The 20412-nt window shown below is 28.1% G+C and carries 19 protein-coding genes and 1 tRNA gene; 3 read left to right on the top strand and 17 right to left on the bottom strand.

What is annotated here, in order from left to right; all coding sequences use genetic code 11:
• Nucleotides 1-65: 65 nt before the first annotated feature.
• The 6 genes from AC5SL9_RS02765 to AC5SL9_RS02740 form a co-directional block, all read right to left on the bottom strand.
• A complete protein-coding gene (locus AC5SL9_RS02765) occupies nt 66-1106 on the bottom strand; it encodes an amino acid ABC transporter substrate-binding protein (protein ID WP_011282064.1) in 1041 nt (346 codons plus the stop codon).
• 170 nt (nt 1107-1276) lie between these two features.
• A tRNA-Arg gene (locus AC5SL9_RS02760) sits at nt 1277-1353 on the bottom strand.
• Between the two features lie 31 nt (nt 1354-1384).
• The gene (locus AC5SL9_RS02755) at nt 1385-2794 is read right to left on the bottom strand and encodes a TrkH family potassium uptake protein (RefSeq protein WP_027306936.1); all 1410 of its coding nucleotides are present in this window, start codon (nt 2792-2794) and stop codon (nt 1385-1387) included.
• Between the two features lie 4 nt (nt 2795-2798).
• On the bottom strand, nt 2799-4190 hold the full coding sequence (gene trkA, locus AC5SL9_RS02750; RefSeq protein WP_011282062.1) for a Trk system potassium transporter TrkA: 1392 nt from the start codon (nt 4188-4190) through the stop codon (nt 2799-2801).
• Nucleotides 4191-5546, bottom strand: a complete 1356-nt coding sequence (locus AC5SL9_RS02745) for a sigma-54-dependent transcriptional regulator (RefSeq protein WP_027306935.1) — start codon at nt 5544-5546, stop codon at nt 4191-4193.
• Nucleotides 5546-7327, bottom strand: a complete 1782-nt coding sequence (locus tag AC5SL9_RS02740; protein ID WP_494574321.1) for a sensor histidine kinase — start codon at nt 7325-7327, stop codon at nt 5546-5548. The genes AC5SL9_RS02745 and AC5SL9_RS02740 overlap by 1 nt, the downstream gene beginning before the upstream one ends.
• Before the next feature lie 33 nt (nt 7328-7360).
• Here AC5SL9_RS02740 and ispD point away from each other — a divergent pair, with 33 nt between their 5' ends.
• Genes ispD through AC5SL9_RS02725 form a run of 3 tightly spaced genes read left to right on the top strand, consistent with a single transcriptional unit; the run spans nt 7361 to nt 9430 of the window.
• Entirely contained in the window at nt 7361-8476 is a 1116-nt protein-coding gene (gene ispD, locus AC5SL9_RS02735) for a 2-C-methyl-D-erythritol 4-phosphate cytidylyltransferase (protein WP_494574320.1), read from the top strand.
• The gene (locus tag AC5SL9_RS02730; protein ID WP_494574319.1) at nt 8469-8972 is read left to right on the top strand and encodes a phosphatidylglycerophosphatase A family protein; all 504 of its coding nucleotides are present in this window, start codon (nt 8469-8471) and stop codon (nt 8970-8972) included. Before ispD ends, AC5SL9_RS02730 begins: the two co-directional genes overlap by 8 nt.
• Nucleotides 8939-9430, top strand: a complete 492-nt coding sequence (locus AC5SL9_RS02725) for a CinA family protein (RefSeq protein ID WP_018414094.1) — start codon at nt 8939-8941, stop codon at nt 9428-9430. Before AC5SL9_RS02730 ends, AC5SL9_RS02725 begins: the two co-directional genes overlap by 34 nt.
• A gap of 17 nt (nt 9431-9447) precedes the next feature.
• Here the strand turns inward: AC5SL9_RS02725 and AC5SL9_RS02720 are convergent, their stop codons facing one another.
• The 11 genes from AC5SL9_RS02720 to AC5SL9_RS02670 form a co-directional block, all read right to left on the bottom strand.
• Complete coding sequence (locus AC5SL9_RS02720; protein ID WP_494574318.1) at nt 9448-9822, bottom strand: type II toxin-antitoxin system RatA family toxin; 375 nt, start codon at nt 9820-9822, stop codon at nt 9448-9450.
• A gap of 61 nt (nt 9823-9883) precedes the next feature.
• Nucleotides 9884-10810: a lipoyl synthase gene (lipA, locus tag AC5SL9_RS02715; RefSeq protein WP_018414093.1), complete on the bottom strand. Its 927-nt coding sequence runs from the start codon at nt 10808-10810 to the stop codon at nt 9884-9886.
• A complete protein-coding gene (locus tag AC5SL9_RS02710; RefSeq protein WP_006996975.1) occupies nt 10800-11102 on the bottom strand; it encodes an FtsB family cell division protein in 303 nt (100 codons plus the stop codon). The genes lipA and AC5SL9_RS02710 overlap by 11 nt, the downstream gene beginning before the upstream one ends.
• Nucleotides 11102-12358 carry a phosphopyruvate hydratase gene (gene eno / locus AC5SL9_RS02705; RefSeq protein WP_018414092.1) on the bottom strand — a complete coding sequence of 419 codons (1257 nt, stop codon included), beginning with the start codon at nt 12356-12358 and terminating at the stop codon, nt 11102-11104. Before eno ends, AC5SL9_RS02710 begins: the two co-directional genes overlap by 1 nt.
• On the bottom strand, nt 12359-13183 hold the full coding sequence (kdsA, locus tag AC5SL9_RS02700) for a 3-deoxy-8-phosphooctulonate synthase (RefSeq protein ID WP_018414091.1): 825 nt from the start codon (nt 13181-13183) through the stop codon (nt 12359-12361). It abuts the gene before it with no gap.
• Nucleotides 13180-14796, bottom strand: coding sequence for a CTP synthase (gene pyrG / locus AC5SL9_RS02695; RefSeq protein ID WP_494574317.1), 1617 nt, complete (start codon nt 14794-14796; stop codon nt 13180-13182). Before pyrG ends, kdsA begins: the two co-directional genes overlap by 4 nt.
• Before the next feature lie 87 nt (nt 14797-14883).
• The gene (locus tag AC5SL9_RS02690) at nt 14884-15519 is read right to left on the bottom strand and encodes a type IV pilin protein (protein ID WP_494574316.1); all 636 of its coding nucleotides are present in this window, start codon (nt 15517-15519) and stop codon (nt 14884-14886) included.
• 21 nt (nt 15520-15540) lie between these two features.
• Entirely contained in the window at nt 15541-16179 is a 639-nt protein-coding gene (locus tag AC5SL9_RS02685; protein WP_494574315.1) for a pilin, read from the bottom strand.
• 78 nt (nt 16180-16257) lie between these two features.
• The gene (locus AC5SL9_RS02680) at nt 16258-18360 is read right to left on the bottom strand and encodes a site-2 protease family protein (protein ID WP_494574314.1); all 2103 of its coding nucleotides are present in this window, start codon (nt 18358-18360) and stop codon (nt 16258-16260) included.
• Nucleotides 18357-19691 (bottom strand): efflux RND transporter periplasmic adaptor subunit, encoded by a 1335-nt coding sequence (locus tag AC5SL9_RS02675; RefSeq protein WP_006996984.1) that lies wholly within the window; start codon nt 19689-19691, stop codon nt 18357-18359. Before AC5SL9_RS02675 ends, AC5SL9_RS02680 begins: the two co-directional genes overlap by 4 nt.
• The gene (locus tag AC5SL9_RS02670) at nt 19688-20401 is read right to left on the bottom strand and encodes an efflux RND transporter periplasmic adaptor subunit (RefSeq protein ID WP_006996985.1); all 714 of its coding nucleotides are present in this window, start codon (nt 20399-20401) and stop codon (nt 19688-19690) included. The genes AC5SL9_RS02675 and AC5SL9_RS02670 overlap by 4 nt, the downstream gene beginning before the upstream one ends.
• Between the last annotated feature and the right edge of the window lie 11 nt (nt 20402-20412).

Genomic DNA, 20412 nt, shown 5'->3' with positions numbered 1-20412 from the left:
GTGATGAGTATTATAAAAAAAGGGCTAGATAAATCTAGCCCTTTTTATGTTTTGTTAGATAATAATTATCTTGCTGGTGGTACGTATAGTAGTCCACCTTTAGTCCAAATTTGGTTTGGACCTCTGTCAGGTAAAATACCAGTATCAGCGATATTTCTCTTGTAGCTTTCTCCATAATTACCAACTTGTTTGATAATTCTTAAGCTCCAATCGTTATCTAAACCAAATGCTGCACCTAATTCACCTTCAGAACCAACAAGTCTTTTGATTTGTGGGTTTTCAGAAGTTTTCATCATGTCAGCGTTTGCAGAGTTAATACCGTACTCTTCAGCTTCGATCATTACGTTTAGAGACCATCTTACGATGTCTTCCCAAACTGCATCACCTTGACGTACAACAGGTCCTAGAGGCTCTTTAGAAATAGTCTCTGGTAGCACTACGTGATCATCAGGGTTAGTCATTTTTGTTCTTTGTGCTGCTAGACCAGATTTGTCAGTTGTGTAAGTATCACATCTGCCTGAGTCATAAGCCGCAACAACTTCATCAGCTTTTTCAAAAGCAACTGGTTCATAAGAAATTCCTTTTGAATTAAAGAAGTCTCTCATGTTTAGTTCAGTTGTAGTACCAATGTTAGTACATGCTGAAATTCCATTTTTGAATTGGCTCGTAGAAGTAATTCCTGAGTCTTTTCTTACCATGAAACCTTGGCCATCGTAGAAGTTAACTCCAACGAAAGTTAAACCAATGTCAGCATCTCTAGAAAGTGTCCAAGTTGTGTTTCTTGATAAGATATCAATCTCACCAGAAGTTAGAGCTGTAAATCTTTCTTTAGCACTTAGTGGAGTGAACTTAACTTTGTTCGCATCACCTAATACTGCAGCAGCAACCGCTCTACATACATCAACGTCAACACCAGTCCAATTTCCAGCAGCATCAGCATTTGAAAATCCAGGTAGACCTTGAGATACACCACATCTTACGAAACCTTTTTTCTGAGTGTTCTTAAGAGTTTTTGACTTCTTAGCGGCCATTGTTTCTGTTGTAAAAGTAAACAGAACTGCAACCATAGCAACTAGAGAAGTTAATTGTTTTACGTATTTAAACATATTTTATTCCTCTGTTTTATTTATTTATTTGTTAACAAATAATTCAAAATGATTTGAATTAAGTGAGATGTTTAACATTTTATAACTAGCATCAAAATAAAAATTTTGTTTTTAGAATTATTCTAACAATATGTGGTGCTACATTAAGAACAATGTGTCACATATAGTGATGGTGCGCTCTGGTGGACTCGAACCACCGACCCTCGGTTTAGAAAACCGATGCTCTATCCAGCTGAGCTAAGAGCGCAAATTAATATTAGTATATTTATAGTACGAATTTAATTTTTAAAAAGAAATTTTTTACAAATAATTAATAAAGTTAGAAGCTCTAGTCTACCAATAATCATAAATAAAATTAGATAATACTTAGTGATAAAATGTAGATCATAAAAACTAAAATCAGCCAACCCAAACATTGAGGAGTTTACTGTATTCATTATGGTTAATATTGAGAGTTTAAAAGAGCTTTCAAAATCAATTCCGCTTAAAGTTAATAAAAATGTTAAAATTAATAAAGAAATTATAAAAACTATTACAGATAAAAAATATTTATAAATTTCATCTAATTTGAATGTATCTTTTGAAAACAAGTGTTTATTTATGTAAATATTTTTAGGTCTACTGTAAGAAAGAATTTCGTTAATTGAATATTTAAATAAAGAATAGATTTTTAAAAACCTAATACCAGAACTTGTCGAAAAAAAAGATCCTCCAATAATAACAAGTATTAGAAAAACAAAAGATAAATTACTAGAAGAATTATTAAGAGAAAAACCTACATTAGAAATACTACTTGTTAAGGATAAAAATAACTCACTAAAATTATTTTCAAAATTTAAAAATACAAAAAAAATAATCAACAAAAATAAGAAATAAAACAACAGATGAATATCTTCATTAAAGAAATTAAGATTATGGTTTTTTGTAAAGATTAAATTGTAAATTAAAAAAATACTAAAAAAGGAAGATAGTAATAAAATTGATATAATTATAACTTGAGAATTATTGACCAATAAATTAGACAAATTATTAGATGGTAAAAAACCACCTGATGAAATTATGGTCATTGCTAAATTTAGAGAATTAAATAACCTAATATCAAATAAACTTAAAATTATAAAAATTGAAAGTGTAATTAATGAATAAAATAAAAAAATTTTGAATGCTTGTTTGAATGTTTCAGATTTATTAAAAGATAAAAAATTAGTTAAAGATTTTTTAAAACTATGATCAAAAATATCAATTAAAAGTATTATAGAAAATAAAAAATAAAGACCCCCTATCCATTGAGATGCAGATCTCCATAATATTAAGCTTTGATCAATATGATTAATATTATCAAAAATAGTAAAACCTGTTGAGGTGAATCCAGAAATTGACTCGAAGAAAGCGTTAACAAAAGTTAAATTATAAATACTAAAATAAAAAGGTATAGAAATAACTAGTGGTAATAAAAAATAACCAAGAAGTATTGTTAATATTTTATCATATATAGTTATTTTTTTTTCATCATTATTTTTTGAATAATAAAATAATATTGTTAAAAGAATAGATACTATAAATGTAAATATATAAGTATTTAGATTTAGATAGAGGTTTAGATAGTAAGAGTAAGTGATATTAAAAAAAGCTAAAATTGAAACTATTCCAAAAAAAACACTCAAGTAAATGAGTTTAAAGTATTTCATTAAATTAAATAGAGCTTATACGAAACATGTTTTCTACAACATGTAAGAAATCTTTATTAGCCAAAAGAACAACAATATCCTCTTTTTTAAATACAAAATTTGATCTAGGAATAATTACTTCTTCACCTCTTAAAACTGCACCTATTCTTATTTCATCTGGTAAGTTAGAATTTTTTAACTCTTTATTTACTAACTCTGAAGTTTCAATAATTTCAGCTTCAATAATCTCATATTCACCATTCAAAATACTATAAGCATTTTCAATAGTGCCTTTGTGAATGTGTTTTAAGATACTTGATACGGTATTCATTCTAGGGTCAATAAAATCATCAATTTTTAAAGAAGATTGTAAAAGAGAATAATTAGGCTTGTTAATTAAAGCCATAGTTCTTTTGTCACTTAATTCATCATTGTCTTTAGCAAATTTTTCAACCAATACACTTATCATTAAATTATCTTCGTCGTCATTTGTTAGAGCCAAAACAGTTTGAACTTCTTCTAAATTTGCCTCCAATAAAACTTCTTCATCTAATGCATCTCCATTTATAACAATTGTGTTATTTAATTGGCTTGCAATAAGTTCTGCTCTTTCCTTATCTTTTTCTATTATTTTAACTCTTGCAGAATCAAAACTTTCTTCTAAGTTTTTTGCTAAGTTAAATCCTATATTTCCTCCCCCAATAATCAAAATTTTATTAGAAATTTTTTCTGTATGACCGAAGGCTGCTAAAGTTTCATTCATTTGTGAGGCGTTAATTACAACATAAGCTTTATCTTCTTTAAGCATTACATCCGTTTTTTTTAATAAAACAAATTTTTCATCTCTAATTACTCCCATTATATTAGAATTAAGTTTTGGAAATTTTTTTGTAAGTTCATTAAGTTTGATATCTTTTATTGGACAATTTTCATCTATCAAAATCTCAAGCAATCTAATTTTATTATTAGCAAAAGGAACATTATCTAGTGAACCAGGGGCTTCTAGTTTTCTTTGAAGTGACTTTGCTATCTCAATCTCAGGTGAGATAATAACATCTATTGGTAAATTTTCTTTATTATAAACTTTTGTAAATTTTGGATTTAAATAATCTTGTGATCTGATCCTTGCTATTTTTTTTGGAACATTAAATATTGAAAATGCAATTTGACATATCAACATGTTAATTTCATCATTACGAGTTACTGCGATAATCATATCAGCTTCGGTTGCGTTTGCCTTTTCCAAGATTGATGGATAAGTAGCTTTGCCCACAATAGACTTTACATCTAGTGTGTCATCAATCTTTTGTATATCTTCACTGGATTGATCAATTATGGTTATTGAGTGTCCTTGCTCACTTAAAATTTTTGCTATAGTAAAGCCCACTCTACCAGCTCCACAAATTATAATATTCATTTAGTTTAATTCCTTGATCCCTAAACCTTTAAGCTTTCTATGTAAGGCAGATCTTTCCATTCCAATAAAATCAGCAGTTTTTGATATATTGCCATTAAATTTTTTTAATTGTGTAGTTAAATACTCTTTTTCAAAATTTTCTCTAGCTTCTTTTAATGGTATAGATAAAGAGTTTTCTGATGGTATATTTCTAATATCAGGTGTTTTTAAAGATTCTTTAATAATATTTGAAATTTTATCATTATTATCAGGCGAAAGTATTGCTATTCTCTCTATTAAGTTTCTTAATTCTCTAACATTTCCTGGCCAATCATAATTGAGTAAATATTTATTATTTGTATCAATACTTAGTTTTTTTAAATTATAGTTTGTTGAAATTTTTTCAGAAAAATATTCAACTAACAAAGGTATATCTGAAACCCTGTCTTTTAAAGGGTCGATGTTAATTTCAAATACATTAAGTCGATGATATAAGTCCTCTCTAAAATTACCATTTTCTATTTCTTTTTTTATATCTTTACTAGAAGAACATATAATTCTTACATCAACGTTAATATCATGGCTGCCATTAATTCTTCTAAATTTTTGATCAATTAAAACTCTTAAAATTTTAGATTGAGTATCGAGTGGGATTTCAGAAATTTCATCTATTAAAAGTATACCCTTTGTTGATTTCTCTAAAGCGCCATAAGTTATTGAGCCATTATCTTTTTCTTCGCCAAATAATTCTAATTCATATTTTTTAATATCAAGTAATGCACCATTCAAAATAACAAAAGGACCCTTCTGTCTTTTGGATTCTTTATGTATTTTTCTTGCTATCAATTCTTTACCTGAGCCAGTAGGTCCATTGATAAAAATTCTACTTTCAGAAACTGATATTTTATCTATTTGATCTTTTATTTTTCTAAAATTGTCACTAACACCAATTAGTTCATAAGAATAAAAAAGTTTACTTTCAAATTCTTTATTCTTATTTTTAAGATTTATGTTTTCAACAGCTCTATTAACAAAGTTTAATAATCTCTCTTGATTAAAGGGTTTTTCAATAAATTCAAAAGCACCAGCTTTTAAAGCTTTGATTGCCATTTCAACATTCGCATGCCCTGTAATTATTATAACTGGAATATTTTTATCCTTAGTTTTGATGTGTGATAACAGCTCTAAACCATCATTGTCACTTTTATCTAACTTAACATCTATTATTGCAACATCTGGGAGTTTTTTATCAATCTCATTTAATGCTTGATTATAGTTTGCAGCTAATCTTGTTTTGTAACCAGCTTCAATTATTAGATCGTTAATAATGTTTCTAATATCTGCATTATCATCAATAATTAATATTTCAGTACTCATTATTTTGTAAATGTAATTTCAATTTTTGCACCCTTTTCAAGTGATATAAAATTTATTTTACCATTATGATCATTTATTATTTTATTAACAATAGACAAACCTAGGCCCGTACCTTTTTTTTTGGTTGTAAAATAAGGATTTAGAATGTCTTTTATATTGTTTTTAAATATTCCAAATCCTAATCCATTATCGATAATTATGAAGTTAATTATTTCCTCATTCTCATTTATAGAAATATCGATTTTTCCATTAAAATTAACATTATCAATTTTCTTATCCTGTATACTTTCAATAGAATTTTTAATTAAATTGAAGAAAACTCTGCTTAATTGTTCACTATCAGAGTTTAAAAGAATTTTAGATTTACTTGATTTAAAATCAATTATGATTTCATTATCTAATTCATTTATTAATTTAACATTATCTTTTATCAAAGAAACTAAATTGTTATTTTTGAGAATTGGTTTTGGCATTCTTGCAAAATCAGAAAATTCATTAACTAAATTTTCAATTTGTTTAATTTGCTTTCCAATAATTAATAAACTTTTGGAAAAATCTTCTTTTTCATGATCTGCTATTTTTTCAGAATATTTATTTTTCAATTTATCGATAGTTAATTGAATAGGTGTGAGTGGATTTTTAATTTCATGAGCTAATTTTCTAGCTAAATTTTCCCAAGCTTCGTGTCTTTCTTTTATTATAATTTTTTCTTGTTGTGATTTTAATTTATCTATCATTAAATTAAAATTTTGATTTAAAATCTCCATGTCTTTATCAGTTTTAATTTCTGGTACTTTAATATCTAGATTACCTTTTCCAATATTGGAAGATGCAATAATTAAATTATTAATAGACCTAAAAAATCTTGATGAAAATCTTATAGCTATTGATATGGATAAAAATAATAATAGTGAAACTATAACTAGATAAATAAATACAAATGATATCTTAATCCCAGTTTGTTTATTTAAAACTGTGTAGTAAAAATTAAGAGCTTCTTGAGATTCTAGTAAATATTGTGAAATTTTTTTATCTAAATACTTTACTATATATAAATACTTACCTTCAAAGTTTTCAAGCTTTATAATAGATGCTGTTTGATTTTTATAAGCATTAATAATCTTAAGTGGTCTTTTATCATTTTGGACCATTTCTAAAGCATCACTTAAAGGAGGTGTATATAAAGTAGTATCTTCTAAAGTTGATAAATATAAATTTCCATTACCTTCAATAATATGAACTTCGTCCATACCTCTAATTAGTTTTTGAGTTTTTAGAAAACTTTTAAATTGATTAATATTTGTATTTAAAAAATTGATACTTTTGTTTAAATCAAATGCTATTAAAATTATTTCTGATTGTGTTTTTGTTCTAACTTCCTCAGTATAGCTTTTTGCAATTTCATAAGAATTATTAACAGCTGTTGTTATTTTTTTATCTAAATATTTATCAAGAGCAAATGAAAGGAGAAATAATGAAAATAAAGAAATTAAAATCGAAGGAATTAAAGTAAATAATGCAAAGAATGTTATGTATTTTCTATTGGCCTTAGAGCCGCTTACATCAACATCTATCTTTAAAGAATTTCTTACTTCTGAAAATATCATAAAAAAAAGAAGTATTAACAATGCAATATTTACAATTAATAATAGTTGGAGATTGTCATCAGATAATTTTAAAAAACTTTTATCAATAAACGTTAAAAAAGTTATAAAACCTATGAATAAAGTAATTAAAAATACTAGAATGATGAATATATTTTTTTTAATAAAATCAATCATTTTGAACAAAATAATGTGTTATATATTTTTATCATGAATAGTTGCTTTATAATACTTGCTGGAGGTGAAAGTAAAAGATTTAATTCAAATACTCCAAAACCCTACACAAATTATAAAGGTAAACCTTTATTATTGCATTCAATTGATAAAGCTAAAGTTTTTAATAAATTTAATAAAATTGTTCTAGTAGTAAATAAAAAACACAAAAATTTTATCAATAAGCTTAATATTAAAAACATCAAAATTATCATAGGTGGTAAAACAAGAGCAGAGTCTGCTTATAATGCCTTAAAAAGTATTAAAGAAAATAATTTTAAAAATGTAATAATTCATGATGCTGCAAGACCAAATTTTTCTCTAAAGCTTTTAAATAAATTAATGAATGAATTAAAATCAAATGATTGTGTAATTCCTGCAATTCAAACTGCTGATACAGTTAAGCAGAAAATTTCGAATAATGTTAAAAATTTAAAAAGAGAAAATATTTACTTAATCCAAACACCTCAAGCATTTAACTATAAAAAACTTTTTGCACTTCAAAATAATAAAAGTGAGGAAGTTACTGATGATGCTAACTTATTTGTAAGAGCTGGTAAAAAAATAAAGATTATAAAGGGCGAAACTACTAATAATAAAATTACAATAAATTCAGATATTAAATTTAATAATTTAATAAAATTTGGAATAGGTTTTGATGTTCATAGGTTGGTTCCTAATAAGAAGCTTTACATAGGTGGAATTAAGATACCCTCACCTATTGGTACATTAGGTCATTCAGATGGAGATCCTGTGTTACACGCTGTAACAGATGCTATACTTGGAGCTTGCTCTATGGGTGATATTGGTGAAAAATTCTCTGATAAGAATAAGAAATTTAAAAATATCAGATCTACAATTCTGTTAAGCAAAATAATAAAGCAAACTGTAAAAAAAGGTTATCTAATAAATAATCTTGATATTAATATCATTACTCAAAAACCTAAAATTCAAGAATATAAAAAACAAATATTAAACTGTATTGCAAAAATTTGTAATATCTCTCCCACTCAAATTAATATAAAAGGTAAAACAACTGAAAAGTTAGGTGTAATTGGTAAAGAAAAAGCTATAGCTTGTGAAGTTATAGCCTCAGTTATTAAAAATGATTAATTCCTTCAACTCATTATTAGTTACTATGTTTGGTCTTGGTAAAATTAAATATATGCCTGGAACATTTGGGTCACTGGCGACTGTAATTATTCTTTATTATCTATTCCACACTTTAAATATTTCACCAAATATAATCTTATTTGGATTGATAATAATATTTATTTACTCATTTTATGCTGTTTCAAGTTATATAGAAAATAGTGAAAATAAGGATCCTGGTGAAATCATAATTGATGAATTTTTAGGTCAATCAATTCCTATATATCTTTATGAGATATCTCATGGAACAACAAAAGATGGTGTTGAAGCTATTGTTTATTATGCTCTATTTTTTATTCTTTTTAGATATTTTGATATCATGAAGCCATTTCCTGTAAACTTTTTTGATAAAAACTTTAAGAATAGTTTTGGTGTAATTATGGATGATATCTGTGCTGGTTTTTATGTGGTTCTAACTCTTGTGTGTTTCATGATTTTAAAGAGCTACATTTTATAATGAAAAATATTGTAAAAAAATTAATCAAAAAAAAACTTAAAATATCTTTTGCTGAGTCTTGCACAGGAGGGATGTTAGCTGCATCTATTACTTCTATTAGTGGTGCATCTAAAGTATTCAACATAGGTCTTATTACCTATTCTAATCAAGCAAAAATCAATATTTTAAATGTAAATAAAAGTATTATCGAAAAATATGGTGCTGTTAGCGCTGAATGTTGTGAGGCTATGGTTAAGAATTTAGCAAAGATATCTAAAGCTCAAATAAATGTATCTGTCACTGGAATTGCAGGTCCTAATGGTGGAACTAAAAACAAACCCATCGGATTAGTCTATATAGGAGTAAAAAGATCCAATAAATTGGTGATAACAAAAAATATTTTTAAACAAAAAACAAGAAGCTCAATTCAAAAAGCTTCAGTTAAAAGGGCCTTGGATATTGTTAGCTCTTTAATTTGAGCAGTTTTTTAAATTTTTTATACTGTTTCAGCTCTTTTTTGAAAAGCATCAGCAATTTTATTTAAACCAAATTCAAAAGATTTTTCCATTAACAAATTTAAAAACTTATTTTTAATTTCAAAATCAACATCAAAATAAACCTCAGTGATGTTATTATTTTCTATAAATTTCCAATTATTTTGTAAGTGTTTTAGTGGTCCATCTAAATTAGTAACATTAATCGTGTCATCTTTTTTATTAAATCTAACGTCACTTTTATAAGTATCGCTAAAAGGACCCTTTCCAATTGTTAAATCTGCTATGATTAAAATTTGATTATTTTCATCTTTTCTATCGTAGACTTTTGAGTCTAGGCAAAAAGGGATAAATTCTGGATATTTTTCGATATCCAAAACAAACTCAATAAGTTTATTTTTTTTTTATTTATACTTCTTTTAACTGATGCCTTAGGCATTAATGATTATTAATTCTATTTTGTTGAAGTTTAGCGAAATCTTCATCTGCATGATATGAAGATCTAGTTAAAGGTGTCGATGAAACTAATAAAAATCCTTTTGATTTTGCAATAGTTTCTAACTCTTTAAATTCATCTGGATGGTAATAACGATCTAAAGGGTGATGTCTTACAGAGGGTTGCAAGTATTGACCAACAGTTAAAAAATCTACATCAGCTGCTTTTAGATCATCCATCACTTGAATGATCTCCTCTTTATTTTCACCTAATCCAACCATTAATCCTGATTTTGTGAAAACATTTTTATTAACTAATTTTGCATTCTTTAAGAGTTCTAATGATGAAAAATATCTAGAGCCTGGTCTTACTTTTAAATAAAGTCTAGGCACAGTTTCAATGTTATGATTAAAAACATCAGGATTAGCTTCTAGTACTTTTTTATAAGCATCTCCTTTTCTTAGAAAATCAGGTGTTAAAACTTCAATTGATGTATTAGGATTTTTTTTTCTTGTTTGATCAATTACCTCAAAAAAATGATTTGATCCTCCATCGTCGAGATCATCTCTATCAACGGAAGTGATTACGACATGTTTTAAATTTAATTTTTTTACGGCTTCAGCTATTTTAACGGGTTCTAATGAGTCTAGTTTTCCTGGCTTGCCTGTTTTTACATCACAAAAAGCACATGCTCTTGTGCAAGTATCACCCATTATCATAAATGTTGCATGTCTTTTGCTCCAACATTCTGTGATATTTGGACAGTTAGCTTCCTGACATACCGTTACTAAATTATTATTATTAACAATTGTTTTTGTTAGAAAAAACTCTTTACTATTAACAAGTTTAGATCTTATCCAATCAGGTTTTTTTTTGATTGGATTTAAAGGTTTGTTAACTTTTTCTGGATGTCTTGGCTTAGTTGTCATTCTTTTTAATTATATAAAGGGTCTCTCCTTCTTTGCCAAACATAAATTTTTCTCTAATTAAGGTTTCAACATAATCTAGGTCTAATTTAGTACTTAATAGAGAGTTTTTAAATTCAAGCTCTTTGATTTTATTAGATAAATTAGCTTCTTCAATTTTTAAATTAACTAAAATTTCTTTTTTTTTAAAATAAGAAAAAAGACCTCTTTCACCATCTAGAAGGTTAAAGAAAAAATAAAGTATTAAAAAAGTAGAGATTAATAAAAAATAATTTTTTTTTAATTTCCCCAGCATTAATGAATTTTACTCATTGATGCTTTTTTTCCAAGCTCTTCTTCTATACGTAATAATTGATTATATTTTGCAACACGTTCTGATCTAGCTAAAGATCCAGTTTTTATTTGATTTGAATTTGTACCTACAGCCAGGTCTGCTATAAAAGTGTCTTCGCTATCTCCAGATCTATGAGAAATTATTGTTTTATATCCAATAATTTGTGCAAACTTTATAACTTCAAGTGTTTCAGATACCGTACCAATTTGATTGAGTTTAATTAATATAGAGTTTGAAGAATTATTTAAAAAGCCTTTTTTAAGTCTTTCTAAATTAGTTACATACAAATCATCTCCAACTATTTGCACATTATTGGTATTTTTCATTAATTTACTCCATGCCATCCAATCATTTTCTCCAAATGGATCTTCAATAGATTTAATTTTGTATTTATTTATTATCTTTTTATATTCTTTAATAGATTGATCTACCGAAACAAATTTTTTTGAATGAATAGAGTACTTATCTTTTTTGATTAATTCATTTGCTGCAACGTCTAAGCAAATCGAAACATCTTTGCCATTTTTAAAACCAGACTTATTAATTGCTGCAACAACTAAATCTAAAGCTTTTTCATTACTATTGATCATTGGAGCAAAACCACCTTCGTCACCAACAGAGGTTGATAAGCCTCTCTTTATAATTAAGTCTCTTAAATTATTAATTACAACAAAACATATTCTCATTGCTTCTGAAAAGTTTTTAGCTTTATCAGGTCTAATCATAAACTCTTGAATTCTTAATCCGTTATTAGCATGTGCACCCCCATTAATAATATTCATTAATGGATATGGTAATTTATAATTATTTTTTACTAAAAAAGTTTTATAAAGTGGAATATTCTTAATCTTTGCTGAAAGTTTTTTAGCAGCCATTGATACTGCTAAAATCGCATTAGCACCTAAATTTGTTTTTTGTCTAGTACCATCAAGATTAATTAAGATTGTATCGATACGTGTTTGATCATGAATATTTTTACCTGATAGTTTTTTAGAGATTTTAGTATTAATTAATTTTACTGCATTTAAAACACTTTTACCCAAATATTTTTTGTTAGCACTATCTCTCTTTTCAAATGCTTCGTAAGTTCCCGTTGAGGCACCCGATGGACAAATGGCAGATGCACTTAATTTTTTTGAATAAACTTCAGCTTCAATTGTGGGGTTTCCTCTGCTATCAAAAACTTGACGAGCTCTAATCTTTAAAATTTTACTCATTTATTTTTTAATCAAATTATCTATTTCGTGTAGCTGAGATAGTAATTTTTCTAATTTATCTAACGGAACCATATTAGGTCCATCAGATGGAGCATTATCTGGATCTTGGTGTGTTTCAATAAAGACACCTGCAACACCTACAGCTACTGCAGCTCTTGCTAAGTATTCTACAAACTCTCTTTGACCACCACTTGTTTCACCTAAACCTCCAGGTTGTTGCACTGAGTGCGTAGCATCAAAGATAACTGGATATCCATTTTTTGCCATTATAGGAAGTGACCTCATGTCAGATACAAGTGTATTGTATCCAAAACTAGCACCTCTTTCGGTAACTAAAATATTATTATTACCAGAGTCAGCAATTTTTTTTGTAACATTAACCATATCCCATGGTGCAAGAAATTGACCTTTTTTAACATTTATAATTTTTCCAGTTTTAGCAGCAGCAATTAATAAATCTGTTTGCCTACATAAGAAAGCTGGAATTTGTAATACATCAGCATAAGGAGCTACTACAGAACATTGCTCAGCATTATGTATGTCTGTTAAAATCGGAACATTTAATTCTTTTTTAATCTTATCAAAAATAGGTAAAGATTGTTCGAGACCCGCACCTCTTTGACCCTTTAAACTTGTTCTATTAGCTTTATCAAATGAGGTTTTATAAATAAAACCCATATTAAATTTTGAAGTAATTTCTTTGATTTTACCCGCCATATCCATGGCATGTTGCTCGGTTTCAAGTTGGCAAGGACCCGCAATAATGCAAATTTTATTATTATTTGCGATTTCAATATTTCCACAATTTACTTTAATATTTTTCATTTATAATTTTTTGCAGCCTTGATAAATGATGAGAATAAAGGATGTGGTGCTAAAGGTCTAGATTTAAATTCAGGATGGAATTGAACTGCTATAAACCAAGGATGGTTTTTTAACTCAATAATCTCTGGCAGTCTTTTATCTGGAGATAGCCCTGAAAAAATTAAGCCATTTTTTTCAAATTGGTCTTTATAGCTTATATTAACTTCGTATCTATGTCTGTGTCTTTCTTGGATTGATCTTGATTTATAGATTTTTTTAATTAATGAATTTTCTTTTAATTTAGCCTCATAAAGACCAAGTCTCATCGTACCACCTAGATCTTTATCTGTTCCTTTTATTAATTTTCCATCTCTATTCCATTCTGTAATTAAACCAATAATTGGAGTACCGGTGCTTCCAAACTCACTTGATGTAGCTTTTTTAATTTTTAACTTATTTCTAGCAAATTCAATAATAGCCATTTGCATTCCAAAACAAATTCCAAAAAAAGGTATCTTTTTTTCTCGTGCAAACTTAATTGCTTCAATTTTACCCTCTGTACCTCTTTTGCCAAATCCTCCTGGTATTAAAATTCCAGAAACTCCCTTTAATTTATTTTTTATTTCAGAAATTTTTAAATTTTCAGAATCTATTCTGACTAAGTTAACCTTTAAATTGTTATCAATACCACCATGAGTTAGTGCTTCATCTAAGGATTTGTAAGCATCCTTAAGGTCAACGTATTTACCAATTATTGCAATATTAATAGATTTTTTTGTTTGTAAAACTATTTTTGTAATCTTTTTCCAAGGATTTAAATTAACTTTTTTCCTTGATTTAATTTTAAAATATTCAAGCACCTGTTTATCTAAGTTTTCTCTATTGAAACTAATTGGAGCTTCATAAATAGTTTTAACATCAACAGTTTGAATTACATTTTTAATATCCACATTACAAAATAATGATATTTTTTTTCTATGATCTAATGGAATAGGTCTTTCCGATCTACAAATGATGATATCTGGTTGTATACCAAGGCTTCTTAATTCTTTTACAGAATGTTGTGTAGGTTTTGTTTTAATTTCATCTGATGCTTTAAGGTAAGGAACTAAAGTTAAATGAACAAATAAAGCATTTTTTTTCCCCACATCATTTGAAAATTGTCTGATAGCTTCTACAAATGGAAGGCTTTCTATATCTCCTACTATTCCACCAATTTCACAAATTACAAAATCTTCCTTTGAGGTATCATTTTTTATAAACTCTTTAATACGGTCAGTTATATGTGGAATAACTTGAACAGTTTTTCCAAGATACCCTCCTTTACGTTCTTTTTTAATTACATCACTATAAATTTTTCCTGTTGTGATATTGTCAGATTTTTTTGCAGATATTCCTGAAAATCTTTCATAATGACCCAAATCTAAATCTGTTTCAGCACCATCATTTGTCACAAAAACTTCACCATGTTGAAATGGGCTCATAGTTCCTGGATCCACATTTAAATACGGATCTAGTTTTCTAATTCTAACTTTGTAACCTCTTGATTGTAATAGATAAGCTAACGATGCTGAAGAGAGACCTTTACCAAGAGAAGAAACCACACCGCCGGTGACAAAGATATATCGCGCCATGGTAGTATCTTATAGACATTAAATATGAAAATGGAAAGAAGTATTTTATGTTAATTATTTATCCATTTTAAGAAAACATATAAATTTTCAATAGAAATCAAAATCGTGTTCTATCACCTTATCACCACATTTAGTTATTAGAAACAGTTGTCCCTCTTTATTCGCAGCTATTTCATTTCCACTACTATCTTGTTTTCTAAGAGTTACTTGACCTCTCAGATCATATTCATCTCCTTCATATAGTTCCCTGGTTCCGCTAGCATTAAAAACACCATAACCAGTTTTTCCCGCGTAGGGATTAGTCATCGAGGTAAGTGTTGATCTTGAGCCTGATTTCGTCTTTTTCCCCCGCGCTATGTCACCTGGTAGCGATAAATCATGAATAGCAATTTGATCTATAGTAAGCCTGGCTATTTTTTCATTTTTCGTGTACTCCGTATACACAGTGTCCCTGCCGCCAACGAACATATTATTACAATCATATTCCAAAGATTGTGTGGTATTCCACAAAAAATTAATTGTTGGGTTAAGCTCACACCACATTATATTTTCATAAACAGATTTAACTATGGTTCTAAAATTACCTTTGCAAGCTGATTCTTTAGCCCCAGCTGTATACCCATTATAAGCAACAACCCCGACAGATGATAAAATACCAATGATGGCAACTACCACTAATAATTCAATTAAGGTAAAACCTTTTTTATTATTTATTACTTTCATTTTAAGAAAACATATAAATTTTCAATAGATATCAAATTCGTATTCTATCACTTTATCACCACATTTAGTTATTAGAAACAGTTGTCCCTCTTCCTCCGCCTTCCAATTTGCAAAGCCTAATTCATTTCCACTACTATCTTTTTTTCCAAGAGTTACTTTACCTCTCTGATCATATTTATCTCCATAATAATATGCATTGGGTGAAGCAGCATCAAGAACAGTATAACCAGTGTAGGGATTAGTCATCGTTTTAAGTGTTGATCTTGAATCTAATTTTGTCTCTTTCCCTCTTGCAGCGGCAAGCTCTCTAATTCTATCCATATTACCAAGTTGATTTACAGTAAGCTTGGCTAATATTTCTTCTGAAGTTGCATTTAAGTTTCTGTTATAGTTTTCTTCCTCCAAATTACCACAATCATATTCTCGAGATTGTTGTGAACTCCACAAAAAATTAATTGTTGGGTTAAGCTCACACCACATTATATTTTCATAAACAGCTTTAACTATGGTTCTAAAATTACCTTTGCAAGCTGATTCTTTAGCCCCAGCTGTATACCCATTATAAGCAACAACCCCGACAGATGATAAAATACCAATGATGGCAACTACCACTAATAATTCAATTAAGGTAAAACCTTTTTTATTATTTATAACTTTCATTTTTAAAATTTATAATCGATTTGATGTATCTTTTTATATCAAAAGACGTCCATTTTAGGTTTAATAAACTAATGATATTTAAAAACCACTTTCTCTTACAAGAATAGCAATAATATTTTTAAACAATTTTGTAAAAGGGCTGTATCGACTCCCTTCAATATGAACATAACCAGGTAATTCGAATTGAATTTTACTACGTTTCGCAAGTTTGAAGTCTGCAATATAATGTGCTGTTTGTGGACGATATTGAAATTTTCCTCCTGTAAAATTTCTTATAGCAACTGGACCATTATGAATTGAGCTTAATGAAATGTAAGGAAGATTATTAACAGCAGATAAATCTAGTGATTTTGAAACTAAATAAACTTTATCATGAATTCCATCGTTTGGAATAAAGACAGCTGGGTTTTTTTCTAAAAATCGATCTATTTGTTCTTCTTTAATAAATCCTTTTACCTTTCCAGTACCGAATTGAACAATACCTAAAAGTTGATCTAAATTACTAACCCACATATCTTCAGATAAATTATAAAAATCTTTTATCTTTCCTTTAATGGGTGCTTTAATTAAAAGCTTATTTTGAACTTTTGTAAGACCAGATAATTCTGTTTGTAGAGCAATTAATCTTTGTTGTAACGTTAAGTATTGATCCATATTTCCTGCTGAATTACTTAATCGATTAATCTTTGTCTTGATTAGTTTTATATTTCTTCTTAATGAAATAATTTCATTCTCTAAATCAGGCGAATAAAGTTCAATTAGATTTTGTCCTTTTTCAACTTCATCATCTTTTTCAACTAATATTCTTTTAATCATTGAAGGATAAGGTGCGTAAATTTTTAAATACTGCTCAGAAATATATACTGCAGGTATTTTTAAAGATGACTTCCAGGGTAAGAATAAAACCATTAATAAAGCAGTAATAATGATTAAAGTTCTTTTGGTTTGTTTGTTAAATTTTATTTCAGATTTTAATTTGTACCAATTATTCACTTCACGAATTACCGGTAACATAATGAACCAATAAATTTCAACCGCAAACAGTATGATTCCTAAAAATTTAAATGCTAGGTGATAAACTAAAAGTGCAATACCTAAAAATAGAAAAAATCGATACAGCCATGTCGCCCAAGCATAAACGATAAAAGTCCATCTTCTTGAGGGGTTAATTTCTTCTGGAGGACTATGATTAAGACCAAATAAAGTTTCCCTTATTTTCCACCTTGCAAGAGCAAATGAACGAGGTTGTAAATTTTCAGCTTTTAACCAATCGGAAAAAACATAGTAGCCATCAAATCTCATGAAAGGACTTACATTAATCGTTAAGGATGAAATCCATGATGTTGTTGCAATGAAAAAGGCTGCACTTTTAAATCCACCCTCAGGTAAAATTCCCCAAATAAAAGTTGCAAATAACGCTAGATGTAATTCTGTAAGTATACCACCAAAGTTAATTAATAATCTTTCTTTGTGATTTCTAAGTCTCCAGGCATCAGTTGTATCGGTATATAAAAATGGAAAAAAAACTAAAAAAGCTATTCCAATCGCAGATACTCTGCAGCCATAGTGTTTTGCAATATAAGCATGTCCTAATTCATGAAGACATTTTACAAAAACTAAAGTTAAGAAATAAAGCATTAACCCTTGAAAAGAAAAGAAATAAAGAAAAGTGCTTTTAAAGGTTTCAAATTGTTGAGCGACTAAAAATAAACCAACAAAACCAAAGAAGTAAGTAATATTTCTAAATCGTTTTGAACCAAAATATTTTACATATTTTAAAGTTTTAGAAAGCCAATTGTCTGGTTTAAATAATGGAATTTTAAAAAATAGATAACTGTGTATTAAATATAATAACCAGCTCTTCTTCATGCTATTTTTTTGTTGTAGTAAATAGCTAACGTTTTGACCGGAAGGTTGGACAATTAAATTATTTTGGTGAAGAAAACTAATAAAACTTTTTATTTCATCTTCACTGGTTTCAATTCCTGATGAATTAATTTTCTTTTCAAAGTTTTTAATATCTTCACCTCCACTCCAGTTTTTAATAAGTTTAAAAGCAGTTAAACCAAGTGTGAAGTATTTATTTCGAATTGCATCATATAAAAGCCATGCGGGCGAACCATCTTCACGGCTATTACCACGAAAAACTTCTAAATCTTGTCTTAGATAAGGAACGATCATATTCCTATTAATTGTCTTACAAAAGTAATTGGTTTTCTAAGAACATAATAGAATAGAAAAACTCTTGAACCATAAACTTTAGCCGTTCCTCTCAATCCTATTCTTGGAGGTTTTTTTCCCTCAAAACTAGCTCCTAATTTATAAGATAATATTTCTTCAGGAGACAAAGAAGGTTCGTAAGAAGATCTTAAAAGTTTTCCTTTTAACGAGCTAATTGGATTGATGTCTAAAAACACTTTAACTTTAGAATTTTCTTTAATCACTAACGAGTCTTTAACCGGCAACCATATCAAAAACTCAACTTCATCAGGATTTGCAACAGTCATAATTTTTTCACCCACTGCAACGGGTCGTCCTTGCCAATCATTTTTTTGATCTACAATTGCAATTCCTTTTTGTTTTGCAAATAATTTTGTATTTTTTAGCTTTTCTTGTGCTGATGCTACTTCTACTTTTTTTAATTCAACTTGTGCCACTAATTCTGCTAATCGAGCTTTTTCCTCATTATTCGTAAAGGATGATTGTCTGCTTCGAAGAAGTTCTTTTTGAGCTACTTGAAGGGATTGGTTTGTAATATTTAAATTATTTTTAAGTTCGATATCTTCTAATAAAACCAATAAATCACCTTGCTTAATTTTATCGTTATTACTTGCTACAATATTTTTAACCACCCCATCAAATGGTGAAGTAACTAAGCTTGGATTTTTTGCTATAACCTCAACTGGAGCCGTACTAGTTATTCGAATAGGTAAAATTAAAATTATAAAAATAGCTGCATAAATTTTCCATGATTTTTTTCCAGTTAAATATTTTTTATAATGATTTTTAATTGAAAAATCTTTTAAGAACGAATTAAAAGCATGACCATAAGTTGAAGACAAATGTCCGGCAAGTTCAATTTCGTTTTCAGAAAATTTTTCACTTCTTACTAATAATAAATAACCTTGTAGGCCTTTTTGAGGTGAAATAATTGGAATAAATAAAATGTTTTCGGGTAAATTTTTTGGTTTCTCAGAATTAATATTTTTAGCAATTTTGTCTAATTCTAAATTTTGAATTTCTTTATCACTTAACGATTTATCGTTGTTCACAAAGTTTTCTATAAAAGTAAGTAAAGGTGACGTTCTATCAACTGTAGCTAAATCAGAGGTTGCTTTAATATTAAATTTATCCGCTGGTGTTTTTAATAATAAAAACGCACTGATATAATCGATAATTTGTCTTGTCTCATTTGCGATTACAAAATGTAGTTCGTCTTGAGATCTTGCTTCTCTTGCTTTTTTTTCTAAACCAAATAACCGAGCAACTTTTATGTTTTTATCTTCACTCAAAATTTAACGATCCCACTCATTCCAGGTATTAATGAATCGTATTTTTCATTAAACTGTGCTTTTAATTCTATTGTTTGACTAATTGCATCCACTGTAGCTCCTAAACTAATAACGGTTGCATCTAACGTTTCTCCAGTTTCATCAATAATGATTTTTACGTTATGTCCTTTTTTTAACCATTTAAGCCAATTACTTGGAGCAACAATTTCAGCTTCTAATAATCCATCCCCAACAATGTCCATTAAGGGTTGTCTTTGTTCTATACTGGTAAAAATAGTTGTATAAACATCCATCACTTTTCCATCATAAGGAGCAATGATTTCACATCGATCCACATTTAAAGTTGCAATACTCAATTCTGCTTTAGCCTTTTCATAATTTGAAACTGTTAATTGGTATTGGAGTTTACCAATTGATCTTAGTTCTAATAACTCTTTATCATTTTCTAATTGTATTCTTGCACTCTCATGTTCGGCTTTAATTACATCTTTTTGTGCTTTATAAATTTCACAATCAAAACTAATCAGCACATCCCCTTCTTTAAAGGCATCTCCTAATAAAAAATTAATACTTTGAACTCTTGCAGCAATTTCACTGGAAATTGAAACTTTTTCAGTTGCACTCACTAAACCTCGAGCTTCCCTTTCTTCAGAATGAACAGAGTTTAAAGATGATAAATAAATGAATAATATAAATAGTAATTGTTTCATGAGGCTAAGTT

It is taken from the genome of Candidatus Pelagibacter sp. PS_37 (assembly GCF_059417825.1).
Note: the sequence above shows the minus strand (reverse complement) of the source record. Positions and strands in the feature narration are given on the sequence as shown.